General features: G+C 39.6%; 23 protein-coding genes. 19 read left to right on the top strand and 4 right to left on the bottom strand.

The window, feature by feature from the left end; translation table 11 throughout:
- Positions 1–43 precede the first annotated feature (43 nt).
- The 9 genes from aroA to ACQKNX_RS01610 all read left to right on the top strand — a co-directional run bounded on the left by aroA (position 44) and on the right by ACQKNX_RS01610 (position 8061).
- Complete coding sequence (gene aroA / locus ACQKNX_RS01570) at positions 44–1333, top strand: 3-phosphoshikimate 1-carboxyvinyltransferase (protein ID WP_427427257.1); 1290 nt, start codon at positions 44–46, stop codon at positions 1331–1333.
- 558 nt (positions 1334–1891) lie between these two features.
- Positions 1892–3160, top strand: a complete 1269-nt coding sequence (locus ACQKNX_RS01575; protein ID WP_427427258.1) for a tetratricopeptide repeat protein — start codon at positions 1892–1894, stop codon at positions 3158–3160.
- Between the two features lie 14 nt (positions 3161–3174).
- A complete protein-coding gene (locus ACQKNX_RS01580) occupies positions 3175–3732 on the top strand; it encodes a ReoY family proteolytic degradation factor (protein WP_024364265.1) in 558 nt (185 codons plus the stop codon).
- 150 nt (positions 3733–3882) lie between these two features.
- Complete coding sequence (locus tag ACQKNX_RS01585; protein ID WP_427427259.1) at positions 3883–4332, top strand: DUF2487 family protein; 450 nt, start codon at positions 3883–3885, stop codon at positions 4330–4332.
- 155 nt (positions 4333–4487) lie between these two features.
- Positions 4488–4991, top strand: coding sequence for a ubiquinol-cytochrome c reductase iron-sulfur subunit (locus tag ACQKNX_RS01590; RefSeq protein ID WP_427427260.1), 504 nt, complete (start codon positions 4488–4490; stop codon positions 4989–4991).
- Between the two features lie 22 nt (positions 4992–5013).
- Positions 5014–5688 (top strand): menaquinol-cytochrome c reductase cytochrome b subunit, encoded by a 675-nt coding sequence (qcrB, locus tag ACQKNX_RS01595; RefSeq protein WP_024364262.1) that lies wholly within the window; start codon positions 5014–5016, stop codon positions 5686–5688.
- A gap of 42 nt (positions 5689–5730) precedes the next feature.
- A complete protein-coding gene (locus ACQKNX_RS01600) occupies positions 5731–6504 on the top strand; it encodes a menaquinol-cytochrome c reductase cytochrome b/c subunit (RefSeq protein ID WP_340825191.1) in 774 nt (257 codons plus the stop codon).
- Between the two features lie 225 nt (positions 6505–6729).
- A complete protein-coding gene (locus ACQKNX_RS01605) occupies positions 6730–7326 on the top strand; it encodes a DUF1405 domain-containing protein (protein WP_340825189.1) in 597 nt (198 codons plus the stop codon).
- Between the two features lie 60 nt (positions 7327–7386).
- The gene (locus ACQKNX_RS01610) at positions 7387–8061 is read left to right on the top strand and encodes a zinc metallopeptidase (RefSeq protein ID WP_427428250.1); all 675 of its coding nucleotides are present in this window, start codon (positions 7387–7389) and stop codon (positions 8059–8061) included.
- 290 nt (positions 8062–8351) lie between these two features.
- Here the strand turns inward: ACQKNX_RS01610 and ACQKNX_RS01615 are convergent, their stop codons facing one another.
- Complete coding sequence (locus ACQKNX_RS01615; RefSeq protein WP_402759918.1) at positions 8352–9221, bottom strand: YitT family protein; 870 nt, start codon at positions 9219–9221, stop codon at positions 8352–8354.
- A 114-nt stretch (positions 9222–9335) separates the two neighbouring features.
- Between ACQKNX_RS01615 and ACQKNX_RS01620 the strand changes: the two genes are divergently transcribed.
- From ACQKNX_RS01620 to ACQKNX_RS01650, 7 genes are all read left to right on the top strand, one after another.
- Entirely contained in the window at positions 9336–9671 is a 336-nt protein-coding gene (locus ACQKNX_RS01620) for a nucleotide pyrophosphohydrolase (RefSeq protein ID WP_427427261.1), read from the top strand.
- Positions 9671–10468, top strand: coding sequence for a 4-hydroxy-tetrahydrodipicolinate reductase (gene dapB, locus ACQKNX_RS01625; RefSeq protein WP_340825187.1), 798 nt, complete (start codon positions 9671–9673; stop codon positions 10466–10468). Before ACQKNX_RS01620 ends, dapB begins: the two co-directional genes overlap by 1 nt.
- 18 nt (positions 10469–10486) lie before the next feature.
- Positions 10487–10891 carry a methylglyoxal synthase gene (gene mgsA / locus ACQKNX_RS01630; RefSeq protein ID WP_427427262.1) on the top strand — a complete coding sequence of 135 codons (405 nt, stop codon included), beginning with the start codon at positions 10487–10489 and terminating at the stop codon, positions 10889–10891.
- Between the two features lie 32 nt (positions 10892–10923).
- Positions 10924–12069 (top strand): N-acetyl-alpha-D-glucosaminyl L-malate synthase BshA, encoded by a 1146-nt coding sequence (gene bshA, locus ACQKNX_RS01635; RefSeq protein WP_340825185.1) that lies wholly within the window; start codon positions 10924–10926, stop codon positions 12067–12069.
- Positions 12056–13231: a CCA tRNA nucleotidyltransferase gene (locus tag ACQKNX_RS01640; RefSeq protein WP_427427263.1), complete on the top strand. Its 1176-nt coding sequence runs from the start codon at positions 12056–12058 to the stop codon at positions 13229–13231. Before bshA ends, ACQKNX_RS01640 begins: the two co-directional genes overlap by 14 nt.
- A 157-nt stretch (positions 13232–13388) precedes the next feature.
- Positions 13389–13919: a GNAT family N-acetyltransferase gene (locus ACQKNX_RS01645; protein WP_427427264.1), complete on the top strand. Its 531-nt coding sequence runs from the start codon at positions 13389–13391 to the stop codon at positions 13917–13919.
- 60 nt (positions 13920–13979) lie between these two features.
- Complete coding sequence (locus tag ACQKNX_RS01650) at positions 13980–14963, top strand: biotin--[acetyl-CoA-carboxylase] ligase (RefSeq protein ID WP_427427265.1); 984 nt, start codon at positions 13980–13982, stop codon at positions 14961–14963.
- 99 nt (positions 14964–15062) lie between these two features.
- Here the strand turns inward: ACQKNX_RS01650 and ACQKNX_RS01655 are convergent, their stop codons facing one another.
- From ACQKNX_RS01655 to ACQKNX_RS01665, 3 genes are read right to left on the bottom strand one after another with little or no spacing between them, the layout of a single operon-like run.
- Positions 15063–15896 carry a DUF4097 family beta strand repeat-containing protein gene (locus ACQKNX_RS01655; protein ID WP_427427266.1) on the bottom strand — a complete coding sequence of 278 codons (834 nt, stop codon included), beginning with the start codon at positions 15894–15896 and terminating at the stop codon, positions 15063–15065.
- Positions 15897–16496 carry a DUF1700 domain-containing protein gene (locus ACQKNX_RS01660; RefSeq protein ID WP_427427267.1) on the bottom strand — a complete coding sequence of 200 codons (600 nt, stop codon included), beginning with the start codon at positions 16494–16496 and terminating at the stop codon, positions 15897–15899.
- Positions 16489–16809 (bottom strand): PadR family transcriptional regulator, encoded by a 321-nt coding sequence (locus ACQKNX_RS01665; RefSeq protein WP_427427268.1) that lies wholly within the window; start codon positions 16807–16809, stop codon positions 16489–16491. Before ACQKNX_RS01665 ends, ACQKNX_RS01660 begins: the two co-directional genes overlap by 8 nt.
- A 544-nt stretch (positions 16810–17353) precedes the next feature.
- Between ACQKNX_RS01665 and panB the strand changes: the two genes are divergently transcribed.
- The 3 genes from panB to panD are packed head-to-tail and all read left to right on the top strand — an operon-like array spanning position 17354 to position 19430.
- Positions 17354–18190, top strand: coding sequence for a 3-methyl-2-oxobutanoate hydroxymethyltransferase (panB, locus tag ACQKNX_RS01670; protein WP_427427269.1), 837 nt, complete (start codon positions 17354–17356; stop codon positions 18188–18190).
- A complete protein-coding gene (gene panC / locus ACQKNX_RS01675; RefSeq protein WP_427427270.1) occupies positions 18191–19045 on the top strand; it encodes a pantoate--beta-alanine ligase in 855 nt (284 codons plus the stop codon).
- 1 nt (position 19046) lies between these two features.
- The gene (gene panD / locus ACQKNX_RS01680) at positions 19047–19430 is read left to right on the top strand and encodes an aspartate 1-decarboxylase (protein WP_340825172.1); all 384 of its coding nucleotides are present in this window, start codon (positions 19047–19049) and stop codon (positions 19428–19430) included.
- Positions 19431–19504 lie beyond the last annotated feature (74 nt).

The raw sequence follows: 19504 nt of genomic DNA on the forward strand, positions 1-19504 counted from the left end.
GATATCGGCGCTTTCTATCTTCATATGGAGGCGAGAGATAATTATGAGTAAAAAAGTATTACAATATAATAAACCATCTTTACAAGGGCTATTAACAATCCCTGGTGATAAATCTGTTTCACATCGTTCTGTCATGTTTGGGGCGATTGCAACAGGAAAAACAACGGTTGACGGCTTTTTACTTGGTGAAGATTGTTTAAGCACTATTGATTGTTTCCGCAAGCTTGGTGTGAAGATTGATGTGGACGGTACAAATGTAACAATCGAAAGCGCTGGTATGGAAGCTTGGCAGGAACCTAGCGAGGTGCTTTACACAGGGAACTCTGGTACAACAACACGCTTAATGCTCGGGATTTTAGCTGGTTCCAAAGTACATAGCGTGATGACAGGAGATGCATCCATCGGTAAACGTCCGATGCGCCGTGTAATTGATCCATTACGTCAAATGGGTGCTCACATTACAGGTCGTGCGGATGGACAATATACACCACTTGCCATCCAAGGTACAAAGCTACAAGCGATTGACTATCAAATGCCTGTTGCCAGTGCACAAGTGAAATCAGCTATTTTACTAGCAGGTTTACGTGCACAAGGTACAACAATTGTACGTGAAACAGAGGTATCCCGTGACCATACTGAGCGCATGCTACAGCAATTTGGGGCGCAAATAACTGTAGCAGATGGGGTAATTACTTTTGAAGGCGGACAAACACTTTCAGGCACACATGTGTCAGTGCCAGGCGATATTTCATCTGCAGCATTTTTCTTAGTAGCAGGTGCAATTTGTCATGATAGTAAAATTGTCTTAGAAAATGTTGGGATTAATCCAACGCGTGACGGTATTATAGAAGTTCTTCAGAACATGGGAGCGTCTATAACAATAGTAGCTAATGAAGACGGTCAATCTGAGCCAACTGCAACAATTACTGTTGAAACGTCTACTTTAAACGGAACTATTATTCAAGGAAATATGATTCCGAGATTAATCGACGAAATTCCGATTCTTGCACTTTTAGCAACACAGGCACACGGGAAAACAATTATCAAGGATGCTGAGGAGCTCAAGGTCAAAGAAACGGATCGCATTACTGCAGTGGTGGATGAGCTAAAAAAACTAGGTGCTCGTATCGAAGCAACTGAGGATGGTATGATTATCGAAGGACCAACGCCATTATATGGGGCAAGCCTGAAAACATACGGGGATCACCGTATCGGTATGATGGGCGCTGTGGCAGCGTTAATAACGGATGGGGCAGTGACATTAGACGATGCAGAATGCATCGCTGTTTCCTACCCGTCGTTTTTCGAGCATGTTGAGTCTGTGAAGAAATAGTCAACACTAGACTCCCCAATCCTTTTATTATTTTTATTGTAAAAAAGTGGTTGTTTGCCCTGTCCAAGTAGCAATTATATAAGACTGCGGGACAGGCGACTCCTGCTCAGAACGCACAGTACGCACGACGCAACAGACCGCGCGTTAGCGAGGGTTGCGGCTTACGATGTGCCTGCGGAAAGCGTCCGCCCGTAGCAGAAATAAACGGCAGTACTTCTTATTTATAAGTTGCTTAGTGCCAGGCACTCACACAATTTTTAGTTGATTGGAGCGAAGGGTGGCGACTCCTGCGGGAACAGCACAAAACGTAAGACGCAACAAACGGCGCGACTGCGACGGTTGTGGCTTACGGTGTGCCCGCGGAAAGCGCCCGCCCGTAGCGGAAATCAACGGCAGTAGTCAACCCCTATATTAGTTTTAAATAAAAAAGACTATAGACAAATTCGAAAAACTTCGAGTTTGTCTATAGTCTGGACTCCCCAATCCTTTTGGGGAGTTTTTTCTTGTTTCAAAAGAAAATATTTTGTAGCATAAAGATATACATGAAAGAATAGGTGAATGACTGTGAATAATGCAATGACGGAAATGATGCAAGCACTTGAGCAAGGGGATTTAGCTTTAATAGATCAGCTTCTAGAATCTTTTTTAATGAAGGAATTACCTGAGGAAATATACGCACTAGCGGAAGTTTTTATGCAATATGGTTACATGAAAGAAGCGGACCGTGTACTGGAGCATCTGCAATTTTTATTCCCAGAGGAGGCACAACTAAAAATTGACCGTGCCAACGTCTTAATGGAGCTTGGTGATGAGGACGAGGCATTAGACATGTTGTTAGCAGTCGAAGATACAGCCCCAGAATATCCGCAAGCATTACTAGTGCTAGCCGATTATTATCAAATGCAAGGCTTATTTGAAGTGGCAGAAAAGCGCATTAATGAGGCGTTAGCAATTTTACCTGATGAGCCACTACTACATTTTGCTAAAGCAGAGTTATCATTTGAGACAGGACGTTTTCTAGAGGCTGCGCGCCTTTACGAAGAATTACATGAACAACAAGAGGAATTTGCAGGCATCAGTCTCGTTGAACGACTAGCTGAAGTATATCGTGCAGGCGCTGCCTATGAAACAGCTTTAGACTATTATTTAGCAGCTCTAGATGACGAAGTGAAGCCAGATACTTTATTTGGTGCTGCATATGCTGCGTTCCAATCGCAAAAATATGAATTGGCGATTAAGCAATTAGAGGACTTAAAAGAATTAGACCCTGACTATTTCTCAGCTTATTTATTGCTAGCGGAAAGCTATGCCATGACAGAGGACAATAAAAAAGCTTATGCAGCTATTAAAGAGGGCTTGAAGCGCGATGAGTATGATAAATCATTATTCTTATTTGCAGGTAAAATGGCATTAAAAAACGCTCTGCCAGAAGAAGCAGAAAAATTTTTACGAGAAGCAATTGCGTTAGATCCTGAGTATATGGAAGCCGTGCTAACACTTATTTCCGTATTTACGCAACAAGAACGCTATGAAGATGTCGTTGAATTATTTGAGACATTACAAAAAAATGATTTTGAATGGATAACTTTATATCCTTACGCTGCAGACGCATATGCAAATTTAGAATTGTACGACCGTGCATACGAATTTTACCATTTGGCATATACTGATTTTAAGGAAGACGCAGCATTTTTAGAAAAATATGTTTATTTCTTATTAGAAGAAGGCAAGCGTTCAGAAGTTAAAGAAGTTCTCGGTCATTTAATCAAGCTTCAACCGGGTGAACCACAATGGCAAGAGATGTTAGAAGGCTTAGAATTAGAGTAAAGGAGGGAGTGGGTATGACTGCTTCTGTATCAGTTGTCGATAAAAAAGCATTTGTTCGCTGGTTTTTGAAAAATTACCAATTAAAACGTCGTGAGTGTGTATGGATTTTAAATTACTTATTAAGTAATGATGAGTTGTTAAAACGAATACGGTTTGTAGAAGAAGCGCACTATTGTCCTAGAGCTATGGTGATGTCTACAGTAGACTCAACAGGTGTACCATTTCGTTTTTATAAAGGCAATGTGATGACAGCCGATGCTGAAAAATCGTTCCATGACTTACGTTTACATGAACAAGAAGATATGTATATACAATTGAACTTCCCAAATATACCGCCAAGTGCACAATACTTAGCAGTTCTTGAAGAAAACCCTTATATGCCAGAAACATTAATTGTTAGTGAAAAGGACCGTTTACTGGCAGAAGAGTTACTTTCCAATAGTTTACTCGTGTTCCAAGAAGAAAAATTACTCGCACAAATTGATGAAGCCTTAGATAAAGGCGATGAAGAACGATTTTATGAATTGTCTAATTTGTTACAAGTTTTAAAAGAAACTGCCAATTTACAATAGTCTAAAGTCAATAGGTAAAAATTGAATGCCCTTTATCCACCTCTATATGGTAACATGACTAGTGAATGATTGTTTTCACTTTTTATTGGTTATCCTATAAAAGAGTGGAAAAGGGCATTTTTATATTTGTAACAGTTGGGGGGTTATTGGATGTATTTTAACGCAAACGATGTGACATCGTTTTTAGCGCAGAAGGATTTTATCGATACGGCAATTATTCCACTCGTAGGAATCGATTTTAGTGCTGAAAAATTGAAGCAAAGTGGTGCAGAATCAGATTTTTTGTTATCGCTTACAGCTTTTATCGAACAACAGTTTAAAGGTCGCTTACTAGTCATGCCACCATTTTCGTATAGTATTGCCTTGAAAAGCGAAGAAATGCCAGTACAATTAGAAACACAATTACATACTGCTGGCTTTAAGCATGTGTTCTTCATTACTTGTGACCATTTTTGGACAAATATTGGAGATGTTGTAAATATTATTTGGTTACCAGCTATTCCACTAGAATCCATGGATATGAGCGTGAAAAATACCATTCTCGAAGATCAGTTACGTCAAGTAATACCTGCATTTTCGACCAAATGGTCACAAATTTAGCAATTTGTTTCAATAAATGTTCACATTCTCCAGGTTTCCACAGAATGCTATATTGACCAAGCTATGGACTTGATATATCATAGATATGTCCTAGTATTACTATTTGTAAAAGTATGTCCGTTGGACTGACCTTTAAAGTTAGAGGGGGGAAAAGGATGAGTAACAATCGAGTTTCACGTCGTCAATTTCTAAGCTACACACTTACTGGTGTTGGCGGATTTATGGCGGCAGGCATGTTGATGCCAATGGTTCGTTTTGCAATTGACCCAGTTTTACAAAAGCATGAGGGTGGGGATTTTATCAAAACCGAACATAAAGTCACGGACATCAATGCAGAGCCAGTTAAAGTTGACTTCACATTTGAACAAGTTGACGCTTGGTACAAATCTAATGTTACAAACGTAGCTTGGGTTTACAAAGAAGGCGACCAAATAATTGCTCTATCACCTGTTTGTAAGCATTTAGGATGTATGGTGGACTGGAATGGCGATTCAGCACACCCAAATCAATTCTTCTGTCCTTGTCATGCAGGGCGTTACGAGAAAAACGGGAAAAACATTGCAGGTACACCGCCTTTAGGTCCGTTGGATGAATTTGAAGTACAAGAAAAAGATGGTTATTTAATGATTGGTCCAGCAAGAGCAAATACTCTAGTTTAATTTGTAAGGGGGTACGAATTCAGTGCTAAACAAAATTTATGATTGGGTCGATGAACGATTAGATATTACACCGATTTGGCGTGATATTGCCGACCACGAAGTGCCAGAGCACGTGAACCCTGCACACCATTTTTCAGCATTCGTTTACTGCTTCGGTGGATTAACATTTTTCATCACAGTAATTCAAATTCTATCTGGTATGTTCTTAACAATGTACTATGTACCAGACGTCGTGAATGCCTGGAAATCAGTTTATTATTTACAAAACGAAGTAGCATTTGGTGAAATCGTACGCGGTATGCACCACTGGGGAGCTTCATTAGTAATTGTAATGATGTTCTTACATACGCTTCGTGTATTCTTCACAGGTTCTTATAAGAAACCTCGTGAGTTAAACTGGATGGTTGGTGTAGGTATTTTTGGTGTAATGATGGGTCTTGGCTTTACAGGATACTTATTACCATGGGATATGAAAGCATTGTTCGCTACTAAAGTAGGTATCGAAATTGCGGCATCTGTACCATTTATTGGTTCGATGATTAAAGTATTATTAGCGGGTGACAGTACTATTCTTGGTGCTCAAACGTTAACACGATTCTTTGCGATTCATGTATTCTTCTTGCCTGCAGTATTGTTTGGGTTACTTGCAGCACACTTTATCATGATTCGACGTCAAGGAATTTCAGGGCCGTTGTAATAATTCTTGACGGTTCGATGATTTTTTAAAGGAGGGGACACTATGCATCGCGGAAAAGGAATGAAATTTGTCGGCGATTCTCGAATTAAAGCGAATCACAGAATGCCGAACGTTCCAAAGGATTATTCCGAATATCCAGGTAAAACTGAAGCTTTCTGGCCGAACTTCTTACTAAAAGAATGGATGGTAGGTGCTGTTTTCTTAATCGCTTATTTATTGTTAACAGTCGCTCACCCATCTCCACTTGAAGGGCCAGCTGATCCAACAAGAGCATACACGCCATTACCGGACTGGTACTTCTTATTTATGTACCAACTCTTAAAATACTCATTTGCTTCTGGTCCATATAATGTTATCGGAGCAATTGTCATTCCAGGTCTAGCATTTGGAGCGCTATTATTAATGCCATTTTTAGATAAGAGTCCAGAACGCCGTCCGTCTAAACGCCCGTTACCAACTGCGTTTATGTTATTAACATTGGCTGCTATGTTCTATTTAACTTGGGAGTCAGTTGTAAATCATGACTGGGAAGCTCAAAAAATTCAAGGTGCTATCGTGGAAACTGTAGAGTTCGATAAAGGCTCAGAAGGTTACCAAATCTATGCTGGCTCTGCATGTATCACATGTCATGGTGAAGGCTTAGAAGGTGGTGCTGGTGCGCCAACACTTATGAATACAGGCTTAACAGCTGATGAAATTAAAGACATTGCCCACAATGGTTCACCAAGTGGTAAAATGCCAGCAGGTTTATGGACAGGATCTGATGAAGATCTTCAAAAGCTAGCTGAATTTATCGAAAGCTTAAAAGCTGAATAAATTTAAAAAGAGTCGGGAAACTGACTCTTTTTTTCTAGCTTTTATTAAACATGAAGCACATGGGTTTGATATAATTAATTAGGAAAGTCTATGGATAAAACTTCATTTTGCAATGAGCCACTTGTTGTAACATAAAAGTGCCATAGAGGCGTAGCCACCAAAAAATACATAAAAATTAAAGAAAAAGACATCTTAGTATGGACGGATAGTAAAGGAGTTTTAATCATGCAAATGACACGTGCAAATATTTGGTACCTCCTTACGCATAAAACATTTTTAATCGTATTACTACTTATCAACTTATTAGGAACAATTTACGGCTATTATTGGTATGGCTGGCAATTAGCGATTACGAAGCCGATATTTTATATATTTGTACCAGATAGTCCAACTGCTAGTTTGTTTTTTTGTTTTGTGCTGTTGGCATGGATATTAGGAAAAAGATGGCCATTAATGGAAGTGTTAGCACTTGTCACATTAGTTAAATATGGTATTTGGGCAGATGTAATGAATCTCTGGACTCTCGTTGAAACAGGCTACATTGGCTGGCAAGGCTGGATGCTTATCGGCTCACATTTTGCGATGGCATTCCAAGGCGTCCTTTACATCGGTAAATATGTATTTTCATATTGGCATGTTGTGGTTGCAGCTGTATGGACATTGCATAATGATGTCATAGACTATGTATTTGGGCAAATGCCAATGTATCGTGATTTAGCTGAATATACAAGTGCCATTGGATATTTTACTTTTTGGTTATCAATTGCTTGTATTTTCATCGCAATTTTCTCAATTAGGTGGCGCAAATATTTGCCCAATTAGGGAAATCTCTATAGAATTATAGTATCGAGGTAGAAAGGGGTTAGAAAATTGTCAACAGGCATGTATATTGTTTATTTTGCGATTATTATGCTACTGCCATTGTACGCTCAAATGAAGGTAAAAGGTACGTATAATAAGTTTGCAAAGGAACGTACCATGAAGGGACAAACTGGTGCTGAGGTAGCAAGGGCGATCTTAGATGCGAACGGCTTGTACGATGTGCGAGTTGTGCCAACACAAGGTGTGTTATCTGATCACTACAACCCTGCGACAAAAACAGTCGCATTATCAGAAAGTAACTTTTATGAGGCAAGTGTAGCAGGTGCAGCAGTTGCTGCCCACGAAGTAGGCCATGCCATACAGCATAAAGAGGCATATTCTATGCTTACTTTACGCAGTAAACTAGTTCCAGTTGCGAATATTTCATCTGGCTTCTCTTGGGTTTTCGTTATGATCGGGATTTTTTCTGGTTTATCTAATATGTTATTGTTAGGTATCGTCTTACTAGCAGCAGGCGTAGTGTTCCAATTAGTAACATTACCAGTTGAGTTCGACGCATCAAAGCGTGCCCTCGTGCAAATGAATTCACTTGGTATTATTACGAATGAAGAGGAACGTCCAGCACGTAAAGTGTTAAGTGCCGCTGCGTTAACTTATGTAGCTGCTACAGCAGTAGCTGTGTTAGAATTATTACGATTAATTTTAATCTTTACAAATATGCGTAATGACGACTAAGAAAAACTTGTTATAGTGGGATGACCACTATAACAAGTTTTTTTATTTGTTTGTTAATGAGTAGAAAGCCTCTACTACTAGGTGGGGATGAATCGCCGGTGAAGCAGGAGAAATCACCGATAGAAGTCCATGAATCGCCGGTAAGACGAAAGAAATCACCGATAAAGGTCCGCGAATCACCAATAAATCTGCTGAAAGCAACTGCCGTAGCGGACAACATCGTGTTTAGCAATAAAAAGTGTTAGATTGAACTACCATCAATCTAACACTTTTGCTCTTTATACGTATTCTTAATGTAATGGTTGTTTTTGATCGTCGAGAGTGAAGCCTTCACCAGCAACATCTCGAACTTCAGAAATAGAGACGAAGGCATGAGGATCGACCTCATGGATAATCGATTTTAAACGTACAACTTCATTGCGTCCAACAACGCAGTATATTACTTCTTTTGCCTGCTTAGTAAAGTGACCATGTCCTTCTAAAATCGTCACGCCTCTCTCCATGCGTAACGAAATCAAATCTGCAATTGTGCTAGACTTCTCCGAAATAATGAGTGCTCCGCGTCCTGCATAGGCTCCGTCTTGAACAAAATCGATGACGCGTGCACCTACGAACACAGCGACAAGCGTATACATCATAGAACGTGCATCTAAAAATGTTAGCCATGATAATAGTATAACAATAGCATCAAACATGAACATTGTTTTCCCCATACTCCAGCCTAGATATTTATGGCCTAGACGTGCTAATATATCCACACCGCCAGTAGTGCCACCATAGCGGAAGACAATACCGAGCCCTAGTCCAACGAAAACACCCGCAAACAATGCTACAAGGAATAAATCATCCTCTAAGTGAATTGTGAACTGATATTTCTGAAAGATTTTCAGGAAAATGGATACTGAAATTGTACCTATTAATGTGTAAATAAAAGATTTTTTACCAAGTAGACGCCAACCTAAAATAAACATTGGAATATTCAATATTAAATTAAGTAATGCAGGATCCCAACCTAGTGTAAAATAAAGAACAAGGGTAATCCCACTAAAACCACCTTCACCTAGCTGATTTTGCATGTTAAAGTGTACAAAACCAAAGCTAAAAATGGCTGCTCCGAGCATTATTGCGATAATATTACGAATTCTGATCTGTTTAAACATAAGACCTCCTGTAATTCCTAACTATGAAGTAGTGGTTTTATTATCTGTCATTTTATTGTTTTTGACAACAATGGTGTAAATTTTATACGATGGTAAATAGGAGTGTGATATTGGATGACAGAACAGATAACGATGCAAGCCTTGCAAAAACGTGTGGATGATTATATAGGGCAATTTAAGGAAGGTTATTTCCCTCCTTTTGAACTACTCGCACGTTTAACGGAAGAGCTTGGAGAATTGTCACGCGAAGTGCAAGATGTTTACGGACAGAAAAAGAAAAAAAACACTGAAGAAACGAATAGTATTGAAGAAGAATTAGGTGACTTTTTCTTTGTTTTAGTATGCTTTGCTAATGCACAAGGTATAAAATTAGATGAGGCACTTTTACGCGTCATACATAAATTTGAAACGAGAGATAAGGATCGCTGGACAAGAAAGGAAGAGGAATAATGTCGATTCGTGTAGCAATTGCAGGGCCAAGAGGAAAAATGGGAGCTGAAGCTGTACATACAGTTATGAAACATGCCAAAATGGAGTTAGTAGCTGTACTAGATTATAAAGAGGTTGGCCAGACATTAGCTGATTTAGAAATGTTCCCAGCAAGCTATACAGCACCAATATTTACAGATATGAACGAGCTAGTAGAAGCAACTGCCCCTGATGTTTTAGTAGATTTAACGAATCCACATGCAGTATACAATCATACAAAAGAGGCTTTAAATTTAAATGTACGACCAGTTATTGGCACAACTGGTTTTACAGATGCTCAGCTTGAAGAATTATCAGCACTTGCTAATGAGAAGGAGTTAGGCTGCATTATCGCACCAAACTTTGCAATTGGGGCAATCCTGATGATGAAATTTGCTAAAGAAGCAGCAAAATACTTACCAGATGTAGAAATCATTGAAATGCACCATGACCAAAAGTTGGATGCGCCATCTGGTACTGGTGTCAAAACAGCACAACTGATCCAAGAGGTGCGAGCACAAAAAACGCAAGGTCATCCACAGGAAAAAGAAACGATTGAAGGAGCAAGAGGGGCTGATTTTGATGGTATGCGAATTCATTCTGTTCGCTTACCTGGTTTAGTGGCACATCAGCAAGTATTGTTTGGAGGAGACGGTCAACTATTAACAATCCGTCATGACTCATTAAATCGTAACTCCTTTATGTCCGGCGTTGCATTCTGTGTGGAAGAAGTTATGAAAATGGATCAGCTAGTTTATGGTTTAGAAAACATCATCTAAAGAACGGATGGAAAATTTATGAAAATCGCATTAATTGCACATGATCGCAAAAAAGATAATCTAGTACAGTTTGCTATCGCTTACCGTGATATTTTAAATGAACATACGCTTTATGCAACAGGTACAACCGGGCAACGTGTTATGGATGCTACAAGCTTAGAGGTTACACGTTTTCGCTCGGGTCCCCTTGGTGGGGACCAACAAATTGGCGCTATGATTGCCAATAATGAAATGGACATGGTCATTTTCTTCCGTGACCCATTAACAGCACAACCACATGAGCCGGATGTTTCTGCACTTATCCGTCTTTGTGATGTTTACCAAGTGCCACTGGCAACAAATATGGGAACTGCAGAAATACTACTAAAAGGCCTACAAGAGGGCTTTGTGGATTGGAGACTGATTCAAGAAAGACGAGAATAAAAAGACGTGAATTTAGAAAGGATGATTATCGAATGAGAAAGCTAAAAATCGGCATTACCTGTTATCCAACAGTTGGAGGCTCTGGTGTTATTGCAACAGAATTAGGAAAAATGCTTGCAGAGAGAGGGCACGAAATTCATTTCATCACCTCAAGCGTACCATTTCGATTGAATAAAATTTATCCGACCGTCTTTTTCCATGAAGTAGAAGTAAACAATTATTCAGTATTTCAGTATTCGCCGTATGATATTGCATTAGCGAGTAAAATGGCGGACGTGATTAAAGATGAAGGGTTAGACGTACTACATGTACATTATGCAATCCCACATGCCGTATGTGCGGTGCTAGCCCGAGAAATGAGTGGGCAAAATATCGGTATTGTGACAACACTCCATGGCACGGATATTTCCGTACTTGGACAGGATTCTACGCTGTCACAAGCTATCAAATATGGTATTGATAAGTCTGATATTGTAACTGCAGTTTCAGAGTCCCTAAAAGAACAAACCTACGAACTTATTGATACTGTTAAGCCAATTGAAACGATTTATAACTTCGTGGATGAGCGTGTCTATCGTCCGCAAGATGCTGGTAACTTAAAAGAGCAGTTTGGCATTCAAGAAGATGAAAAAGTCATTATTCATGTTTCGAACTTCCGTAAAATTAAGAATCTCCCTCATATTATTGATGCGTTTATGAAAATCCGAGGAAATATAAAAGCGAAGCTATTGTTAGTAGGGGATGGACCCGAAAAGCATCGTGTGATGGATCAAGTAAAAGAAAGCCCGTATGTCAAGGACGTCTTATTTTTAGGTAAACAAGAAAATTTAGATGAATTGTACGCTATTAGTGATCTGAAGCTATTACTGTCACAACAGGAATCTTTTGGACTTGTATTGCTTGAAGCAATGGCTTGTGGTGTGCCATGTATAGGTACGACCGTTGGTGGAATACCAGAAGTCATTGATCATGGTGTAGATGGCTATTTAGTGGAATTAGGCGATACGGATGCTGTAGCTGACTATGCTGTACAGTTATTGAACGATGAAGATAAGTTACTTCGTTTCCGCGAAGCAGCGATGCGTGCAGTTAGTGAAAAATTCCACTCATCAAAAATTGTCGAGCAGTATGAACAACTGTATGAAAAGGTTGCTGAAAAAAATCATGCAAAACAATAAAGAATGGCAAGCTGCTTTCTCAGTTATTGAACAATTAGAGGAAGCAGGCTTTGAGGCAGTTGTCGTAGGCGGAGCTGTGCGAGACGCCCTATTAAATCGTCCAGCACATGATGTAGACGTAGCGACAAATGCATTGCCACAAGAAGTTAAAACTGTTTTTAAACGTACCGTTGATATTGGTATTCAACATGGCACCGTGCTAGTTCTTGAGCCAACAGCACCAGTTGAAGTTACAACGTATCGCACAGATGGCGAGTATACGGATCATCGAAGACCAGAGGCAGTTCATTTCGTAAGGTCCCTGAAAGAGGATTTACAGCGCCGTGATTTTACGATGAATGCAATAGCTATGCGTCGAGATGGCACGTTTGTAGATTATTATAATGGGCAGCGGGATATTGAGGCTGGCGTTATTCGAGCAGTAGGAGAAGCAAAAGTGCGTTTTGCTGAGGATGCCTTACGAATGCTAAGGGCTGTGCGTTTTTCAGCACAGCTTGGCTTTACAATCGAAGCTGAGACACTTCAGGCAATTCAGGAAAAGGCTTGCGATATTGCCTGGGTTGCCAAAGAGCGCATTAAGGCTGAACTTGATAAGCTGTGGGTAGGGAAAGATGTTTATAATGGCATTCGAAAGCTTGAAAAAAGTGGACTAGTGTCCTATTTGCAAGGTGACTTTCAAGTAGAACATTGGCAAGGCTTTTCTGTACAAAATGCAACTTGCGGTTGGGCGTATTTTGCTCTTATACAAGGAGACCAATGGCAGGAAGTGTTGCGTGCCTATCGTTTATCGAATAAAGAAATGGCATTTGTTAAGGCTGTTTTAGGTGCGTTCCATGCGTTACAAAAGGGCTGGACAAGTATGGACTATTTTACGTATTCGCTAGAGGAGCTCGAAGCGGCACAATACTTTGCACAGTTGAAAGAGCTAATGAACTACTCGCAGCAAAGCATACGGGAGGTTCAGGCAAGCTTACCAATAAGACATCGCCAAGAACTTGTAGTGAATGGAATGGATTTATTGCAATGGTCTGGACAAAAACGGGGACCATGGTTAAAAGAAGCCTTGCAATTAATTTTAACGGCCGTTGTGAATGGGGAACTTACTAATGAGCAAAACCACATTAAGGATTGGTTTGAGCGGGAGTATGATCTTAAAGGATAAATAGTTGATTATATAATGAAAATACTGCAAGTGACAAAAAGTGACCATTTAAATACCGTCATTACAAGGTCACTTGCTTTATCTTTTTATTGGGATTTTGAGTGAAAACTAGAAACGATTTATACATAAATAAGATTTTAATCAAGGGGGGTTGATGATGATTGACCATTTAATAGGTGAGAGAGTTATACTGAGAGAGATGGAGCAACACGATTGGAAAGCTGTACATGAATATGCATCTCAACCAATTGTTTGCCAATATCAACCGTGGGGTCCGAATTCCGAAAAAGCGTCATATGAGTTTGTCACACAAGTAATGTTGGAAGCTACAAACATGCCAAGAAGTCGCTTTGTTTTTGCTGTTATGGAAAAGGAACGGTTAATCGGTGCTGGGGAAATTAATATTCGAGATTTTACGAATAGACAAGGTGAGATTGGTTATATTATTCATCCAGATTATTGGGCAAAGGGGTATGCTACAGAAGTATCGAAGCTACTAATTGAATTTGGATTTAGTACATTAAATTTACACCGTATTTTTGCAACTTGTGACCCGAGAAATTTAGGCTCTGCAAAAGTGTTAGAAAAAATCGGCATGACTAAAGAAGGTAAAATACGACAAGATTTGCTATTAAGAGATGGCTGGCGAGATTCCCTTTTATACAGTATTTTAAAGCATGAATGGTAAATCTTATTGCCTGTTATGATTAGGTGCAATGAAGAAAAATACTAAAGGATTGGTTTGAGTATGAGTATGTCCATGAAGGATGAAATTTTAAAGAGATTATTAGCAGCTAGCGGTGAGGCAGTTTCAGGACAAGAGTTAGCAGATTCACTAGGGGTGTCGCGTACTGCAATTTGGAAGCATATGCAGACGTTACAGGAGGAAGGCTACACTTTTGAAACTGTTAAGAAAAAAGGCTATGTGTTAACTGGTGTACCGAATAGCTTAAGCCCAACACAATTAGAATTATTTTTAAAAACAGAGCGATTAGGACGACAAATTCACTATTTTGATGTCGTGGATTCTACACAAACAATTGCGCATAAGCTAGCACAAGAAGGTGCCCCAGATGGAACGATTGTTATTGGGGAAGAACAAACGGCAGGACGTGGTCGCATGTCTAGACCATGGGAATCAGCAAAAGGTTCAGGTATTTGGATGACCATTATTTTACGACCCGATGTATCACCACAGCAAGCATCTTCATTTACACTTGTCGTTGCCGTTGCAGTTACAATGGCCATTAAAACATTATATAAACATGTAGAGCCTGCAATAAAGTGGCCAAATGATTTACTTATAAACGGCAAAAAATGTACGGGGATTTTAACAGAAATGCAGGCAGAGGCAGACCTTGTACAAGCATTACTTGTTGGGATCGGTATCAATGCTAACCAGCAAGAAAAAGATTTTTCTCCTGATATCACAAATATTGCCACATCGCTACGCATAGCTGCAGGAGAGGAAATTAATCGTGCTGCACTTGTCGCAACGATTTTACAATATTTAGAGCAGTTTACTGAGCTATTCGTAAAAGAGGGCTTCGCCAGTATTAAAGAGCTATGGGAGCAAATGTCATGCACAATAGGACAGCGTATCGAAGTGACGACTTTACGAGAACGTTTTGAAGGTATTGCTAGCGGCATTACAGATGAAGGTGTGCTACAGCTAACGCTAAGCGATGGTACAATACGTACAGTTTATTCGGGTGACATTAAAATTTTATAAATGACTAAAGCTGCATGGTTGCCTAACTCTCCATGCAGCTTTTATTTTAAGTAAATGGCTGTTCTACCAGCGCAACTTGCCATTTGTCAGTGATGTCGTTTATTTTAGGGATAATTCTAAATCTCCATGAGAAAGCGAAACATTGAGTTGATTTTCTCCTGCAAGTAGCTGGGAAACCTTGCTATTTTGTGAACTATCATTCACTGTAATATCTCCGAAGTTTGTTTTTAATTCATAACCAACTTCTCTTTTTTTATTTTGTAAGTGCAACGAGGCATCCCCAAAGCTAGATGTAATCTTGGATTGACCGTTAAGTGTTCCCTCTATATCAATATCTCCATGCTCGCTCTCAACAATAAAGCCGTTACTTGTAAATTGTTCGAGTGTTAAATCACCGAAAGACTGAGTAATCTCCGTTTTTTCTCCTACAATATTCTTCAGTAGAATATCTCCATAATCTTCATTAAGGCTTAGTTGCTTGTAGTCAAGCCCTTTAAGCGTTGTATCGCCAAAATTACTGTCAATAACAATCGACGTTAATTTTGCACCTTTTGGAATAGTAATTTTTATGGAAGGTGAATTAAATGTACCAATACCGAAGGAGATGCCGCTTTTTCTTTTACTTTTTGTTTCAACTGTCAATGTACCATCCTTCAAGCTATAAGTTACGTCCGTATTTTTAATAACATTTGTCTCTAATTCAAAGCTATCTGCCTGAAGTATTTCGACATCACCATAGTCATTGATTACATGAAGGTCTGTAAATGCTTCGAGTTTGTAGGAATTATTTTCTAGCCCATTTTTAGTTGGTACAGTGAAGCCGTTTTCCTCTTTTACAATAGACCATCTACCTCCAGAGGAAAAACCAATTACGGCAAGTAAAATGCCTAAAGTAATCATACTAATAGCAATGAGCTTATATCGAGAAATCATCTAAAATCCCCCCTTACGCTTTTTCGTGATTTTATGGAATAAGCTTGCCAATACTTCTACGCAAACAATACCAATTTTCTTGATTAAGCGGGCTACGGCAGGGAAAATTAAGACGCCTAATCCTGTTACTATTAGTCCTACTCCCATAAAGAGTAATGCTGTTGGCCAGTGCTCAGTTAATACGAGAGCGCCTCCAATAAGTGCAACAACACCACCTAAAAAGATACTCAATACCGTTGCAACAATGGCAACAACAAAGCTAAAAATAACTGCGCCAACCGAAATAATAAGTGCTAAAGCAACGGCAAGTAATGGTAAAGATAGTGGTGCCGACAATATTGCAAGAATAATGAGCCAAATAGCGGTCATATTTTTCTTTGTAGATGTGGGTGTTGCATCTAAATCCTTTAGAGCAAAGTCCGCCATTATTTGTGTAGCAACAACAGAGGGAGAACCTAACTGTGAAATGACTTGCTGTTCGTTTTCTGCACCTGCTTCATCAAAATATTCTTCATAATAGACAAGCGCAGCATTAAGCTCGTGCGCTGGAAGCCGGCTTAATTTGCTTCGTAGCTTTTTTAAATAGCTTGCTCTATCCATCTAATTTCCCTCCTAAAAGTACACAGTCAACTTTTTGCTTATACATTTGCCATTCCTGTAAAAGCTCTAGCAATCGTATACGCCCTTGCTCGGTTATTTGATAATACCGTCTATTTCTCCCTTGGTAGGGCTGGTCATATGTTGTTAGGTAGTTTGCTTTTTGTAAACGGCGTAAAACCGGATACAGCGTTGATTCGGATATATCCATCACAGATTGTACCTGCTGTGTTAATGAGTAGCCGTATACATCCTCCTTATCAACAATCGCAAGTACACAAGCATCGAGTAATGCGGAGCCTAGCTGAAATGTCATCTTTCCACCTCACATTCAATTACCTATACAAGGTTTTATATTATATGCTGTATAGTATGATGATAGTATATGACGTATAATATGTGTTTGTCAATTTTTGTGAAAAAATGTTCGGACGAATTTCCATGGGACGTCCATTGCTAGAAAAAAATATTTGAAGATTAATTGGAATCTGTTATAGTAGTGCTGAAGGGCAGTATCCTTTGTGAACGGCACCTTCAAAAGCATTTTACAAATTACAACAAATATCTGCCTTGATCTTTATAGACAGGGACGGAAGAAAACGATGCGTTCAAAATTTAACTTGATTAAGTAGAAACAGTCTAACTATAAAAAGTTGAAATGGCTGGTTTCTATTTGTTTAAATGAAGTTAAAACCTTATCGTCATGTCACGGATTTTTAGTTGCAAAGGCACACAAAATCCTGCTGGTATGTTAACAACAATGAGGTAAAACGGTTCTGAACGAACACATGACCTTTCTGTCCATTTTAAGGAATAGAAAGGTCTTTTTGTTTTTTTCCTTAAAAAAGGAGGACTACACAATGAAGACGACATCAGATTTTTTAAAAATGAAAGCAGCAGGAGAGAAAATTGTTATGTTAACGGCGTACGATTATCCTTCCGCAATATTTGCAGAAGAAGCAGGCGTTGAAATGATTCTCGTAGGCGATTCGCTTGGAATGGTAGTACTTGGTTATCCTTCAACGATGCCAGTTACCGTAGCGGATATGGTTCACCATGCAAAAGCTGTCCGTCGTGGGGCAAAAAATACGTTTGTTATCGTGGATATGCCATTTGGGTCTTATCAAGGTGATATTAATGACACTTTAAAAACTGCGGTATCCATGATGCAGGAGACTGGTGCAGATGCTCTCAAGCTAGAGGGGGCAGGGGATGTATTGCCGGTTATTAGTAAATTAACATCAGCTGGGATCCCGGTCGTTGCTCATTTAGGCTTGCAACCGCAATTAGCAGGAGTGCTTGGGGGCTATAAGGTACAGGGGAAGACAGCCGAACAGGCAAAACAACTTATTGAGGATGCCAAAAAGTGTGAAGCTGCGGGCGCTTGTGCAATTGTATTAGAATGTATTCCACACCAGCTAACAGAGCTAGTTTCCGCTGCACTAATTATTCCTACGATTGGCATTGGCGCTGGACTTGAAGCAGATGGACAAGTGTTAGTTTTCCATGACATGCTTAGCTATGGATCACATCATGTACCAAAATTTGTGGAACGCTATGCCGATATGGGAAGTGAAGCAAGTAGTGGTATTGCTAATTTTGTAAATGCAGTGAAGACTGGGACATTCCCTACATTAAACCACTCCTTCACGATGAAGGATGAAACATTGGATCAGCTATACGGAGGCGTTAAATAAATGAAAGTCATCACGACAATCGAAGCACTAACTGCAGAAATTCAAGTGGCTAAGCAAGCGCAAAAAACAATTGGTTTAGTGCCAACGATGGGTTATTTGCATGAAGGCCATTTAACATTAGCGTCTAAAGCACGTGTAGAAAATGACCTTGTTGTTATGAGTATTTTCGTTAATCCGACGCAATTTGGTCCAAACGAGGACTTTGAAAGTTATCCTCGTGATTTAGAACGAGACACGGCTTTAGCACAATCTGTAGGTGTAGATATTGTCTTTGCACCAAGTGTTGAAGAGATATACCCGCATAATGGTGGTATTCGCATCTATGCAGGCGAGCAGGCAACAATTTTATGTGGCGCAAGCCGACCAGGGCATTTTGATGGCGTATTACAGGTCGTATCAATATTATTTCACTTAACTCAGCCAACTCGTGCGTATTTCGGTCAAAAGGATGCACAGCAAGCGGCTATTATCGCTACGATGGTACGTGATTATCATTTCCCGTTAGAAATGCGTGTCGTGCCTATCGTACGTGAGGAGGATGGCTTAGCAAAATCTTCGCGCAATGTCTATTTGAGTGCTAAAGATCGTAGTGAAGCACCGGCTATATATGAGGCTTTACAGCTTGCTAGAGATAGCTTTTTAACAAATGGCGATGCAACTGGCGCACTGGCTAAAGCAAAGGCGCACATCACTGCACGCACACATGGAAAAATTGATTATATTGAATTATTGGCTTACCCAGACCTACTACCAGTAACAGCTCAAACGGCACAAGTCCTTTTAGCAGCTGCTGTCTATATCGGTCAAACGCGATTAATCGATAATTGTATCTTTAATGTGAAAGAAGGAAAATAACATGTTACGAATGATGATGAATAGCAAAATCCACCGTGCTACTGTAACGGAAGCGGATTTAAATTATGTAGGATCCATCACAATCGATGAGGATATTTTAGATGCAGTTGGTATGCTACCAAATGAAAAAGTGCATATCGTAAATAATAATAATGGTGCTCGCTTTGAAACGTATATTATTGCAGGTGAGCGTGGCTCAGGTGTTATTTGTGTAAATGGTGCAGCAGCGCGCCTCGTACAACGCGGAGACATCGTCATTATTATCTCTTATGTTTATGTGGATAATGCAGAGGCAAAAGAACATAAACCAACTGTAGCGATTATGGGAGAGGGCAATACAATAAAAGAAATGATTGCCTACGAGCCTGAAGCAACTATATTGTAGTGCCAGTCACTCACACAATTCTGAAACAATTTTGAAATCAAGCAGCACTGCAAGTATGGGAATTTATTATAACT

The organism is Lysinibacillus sp. NPDC093712 (assembly GCF_050280025.1).
Classification (GTDB): domain Bacteria; phylum Bacillota; class Bacilli; order Bacillales_A; family Planococcaceae; genus Lysinibacillus.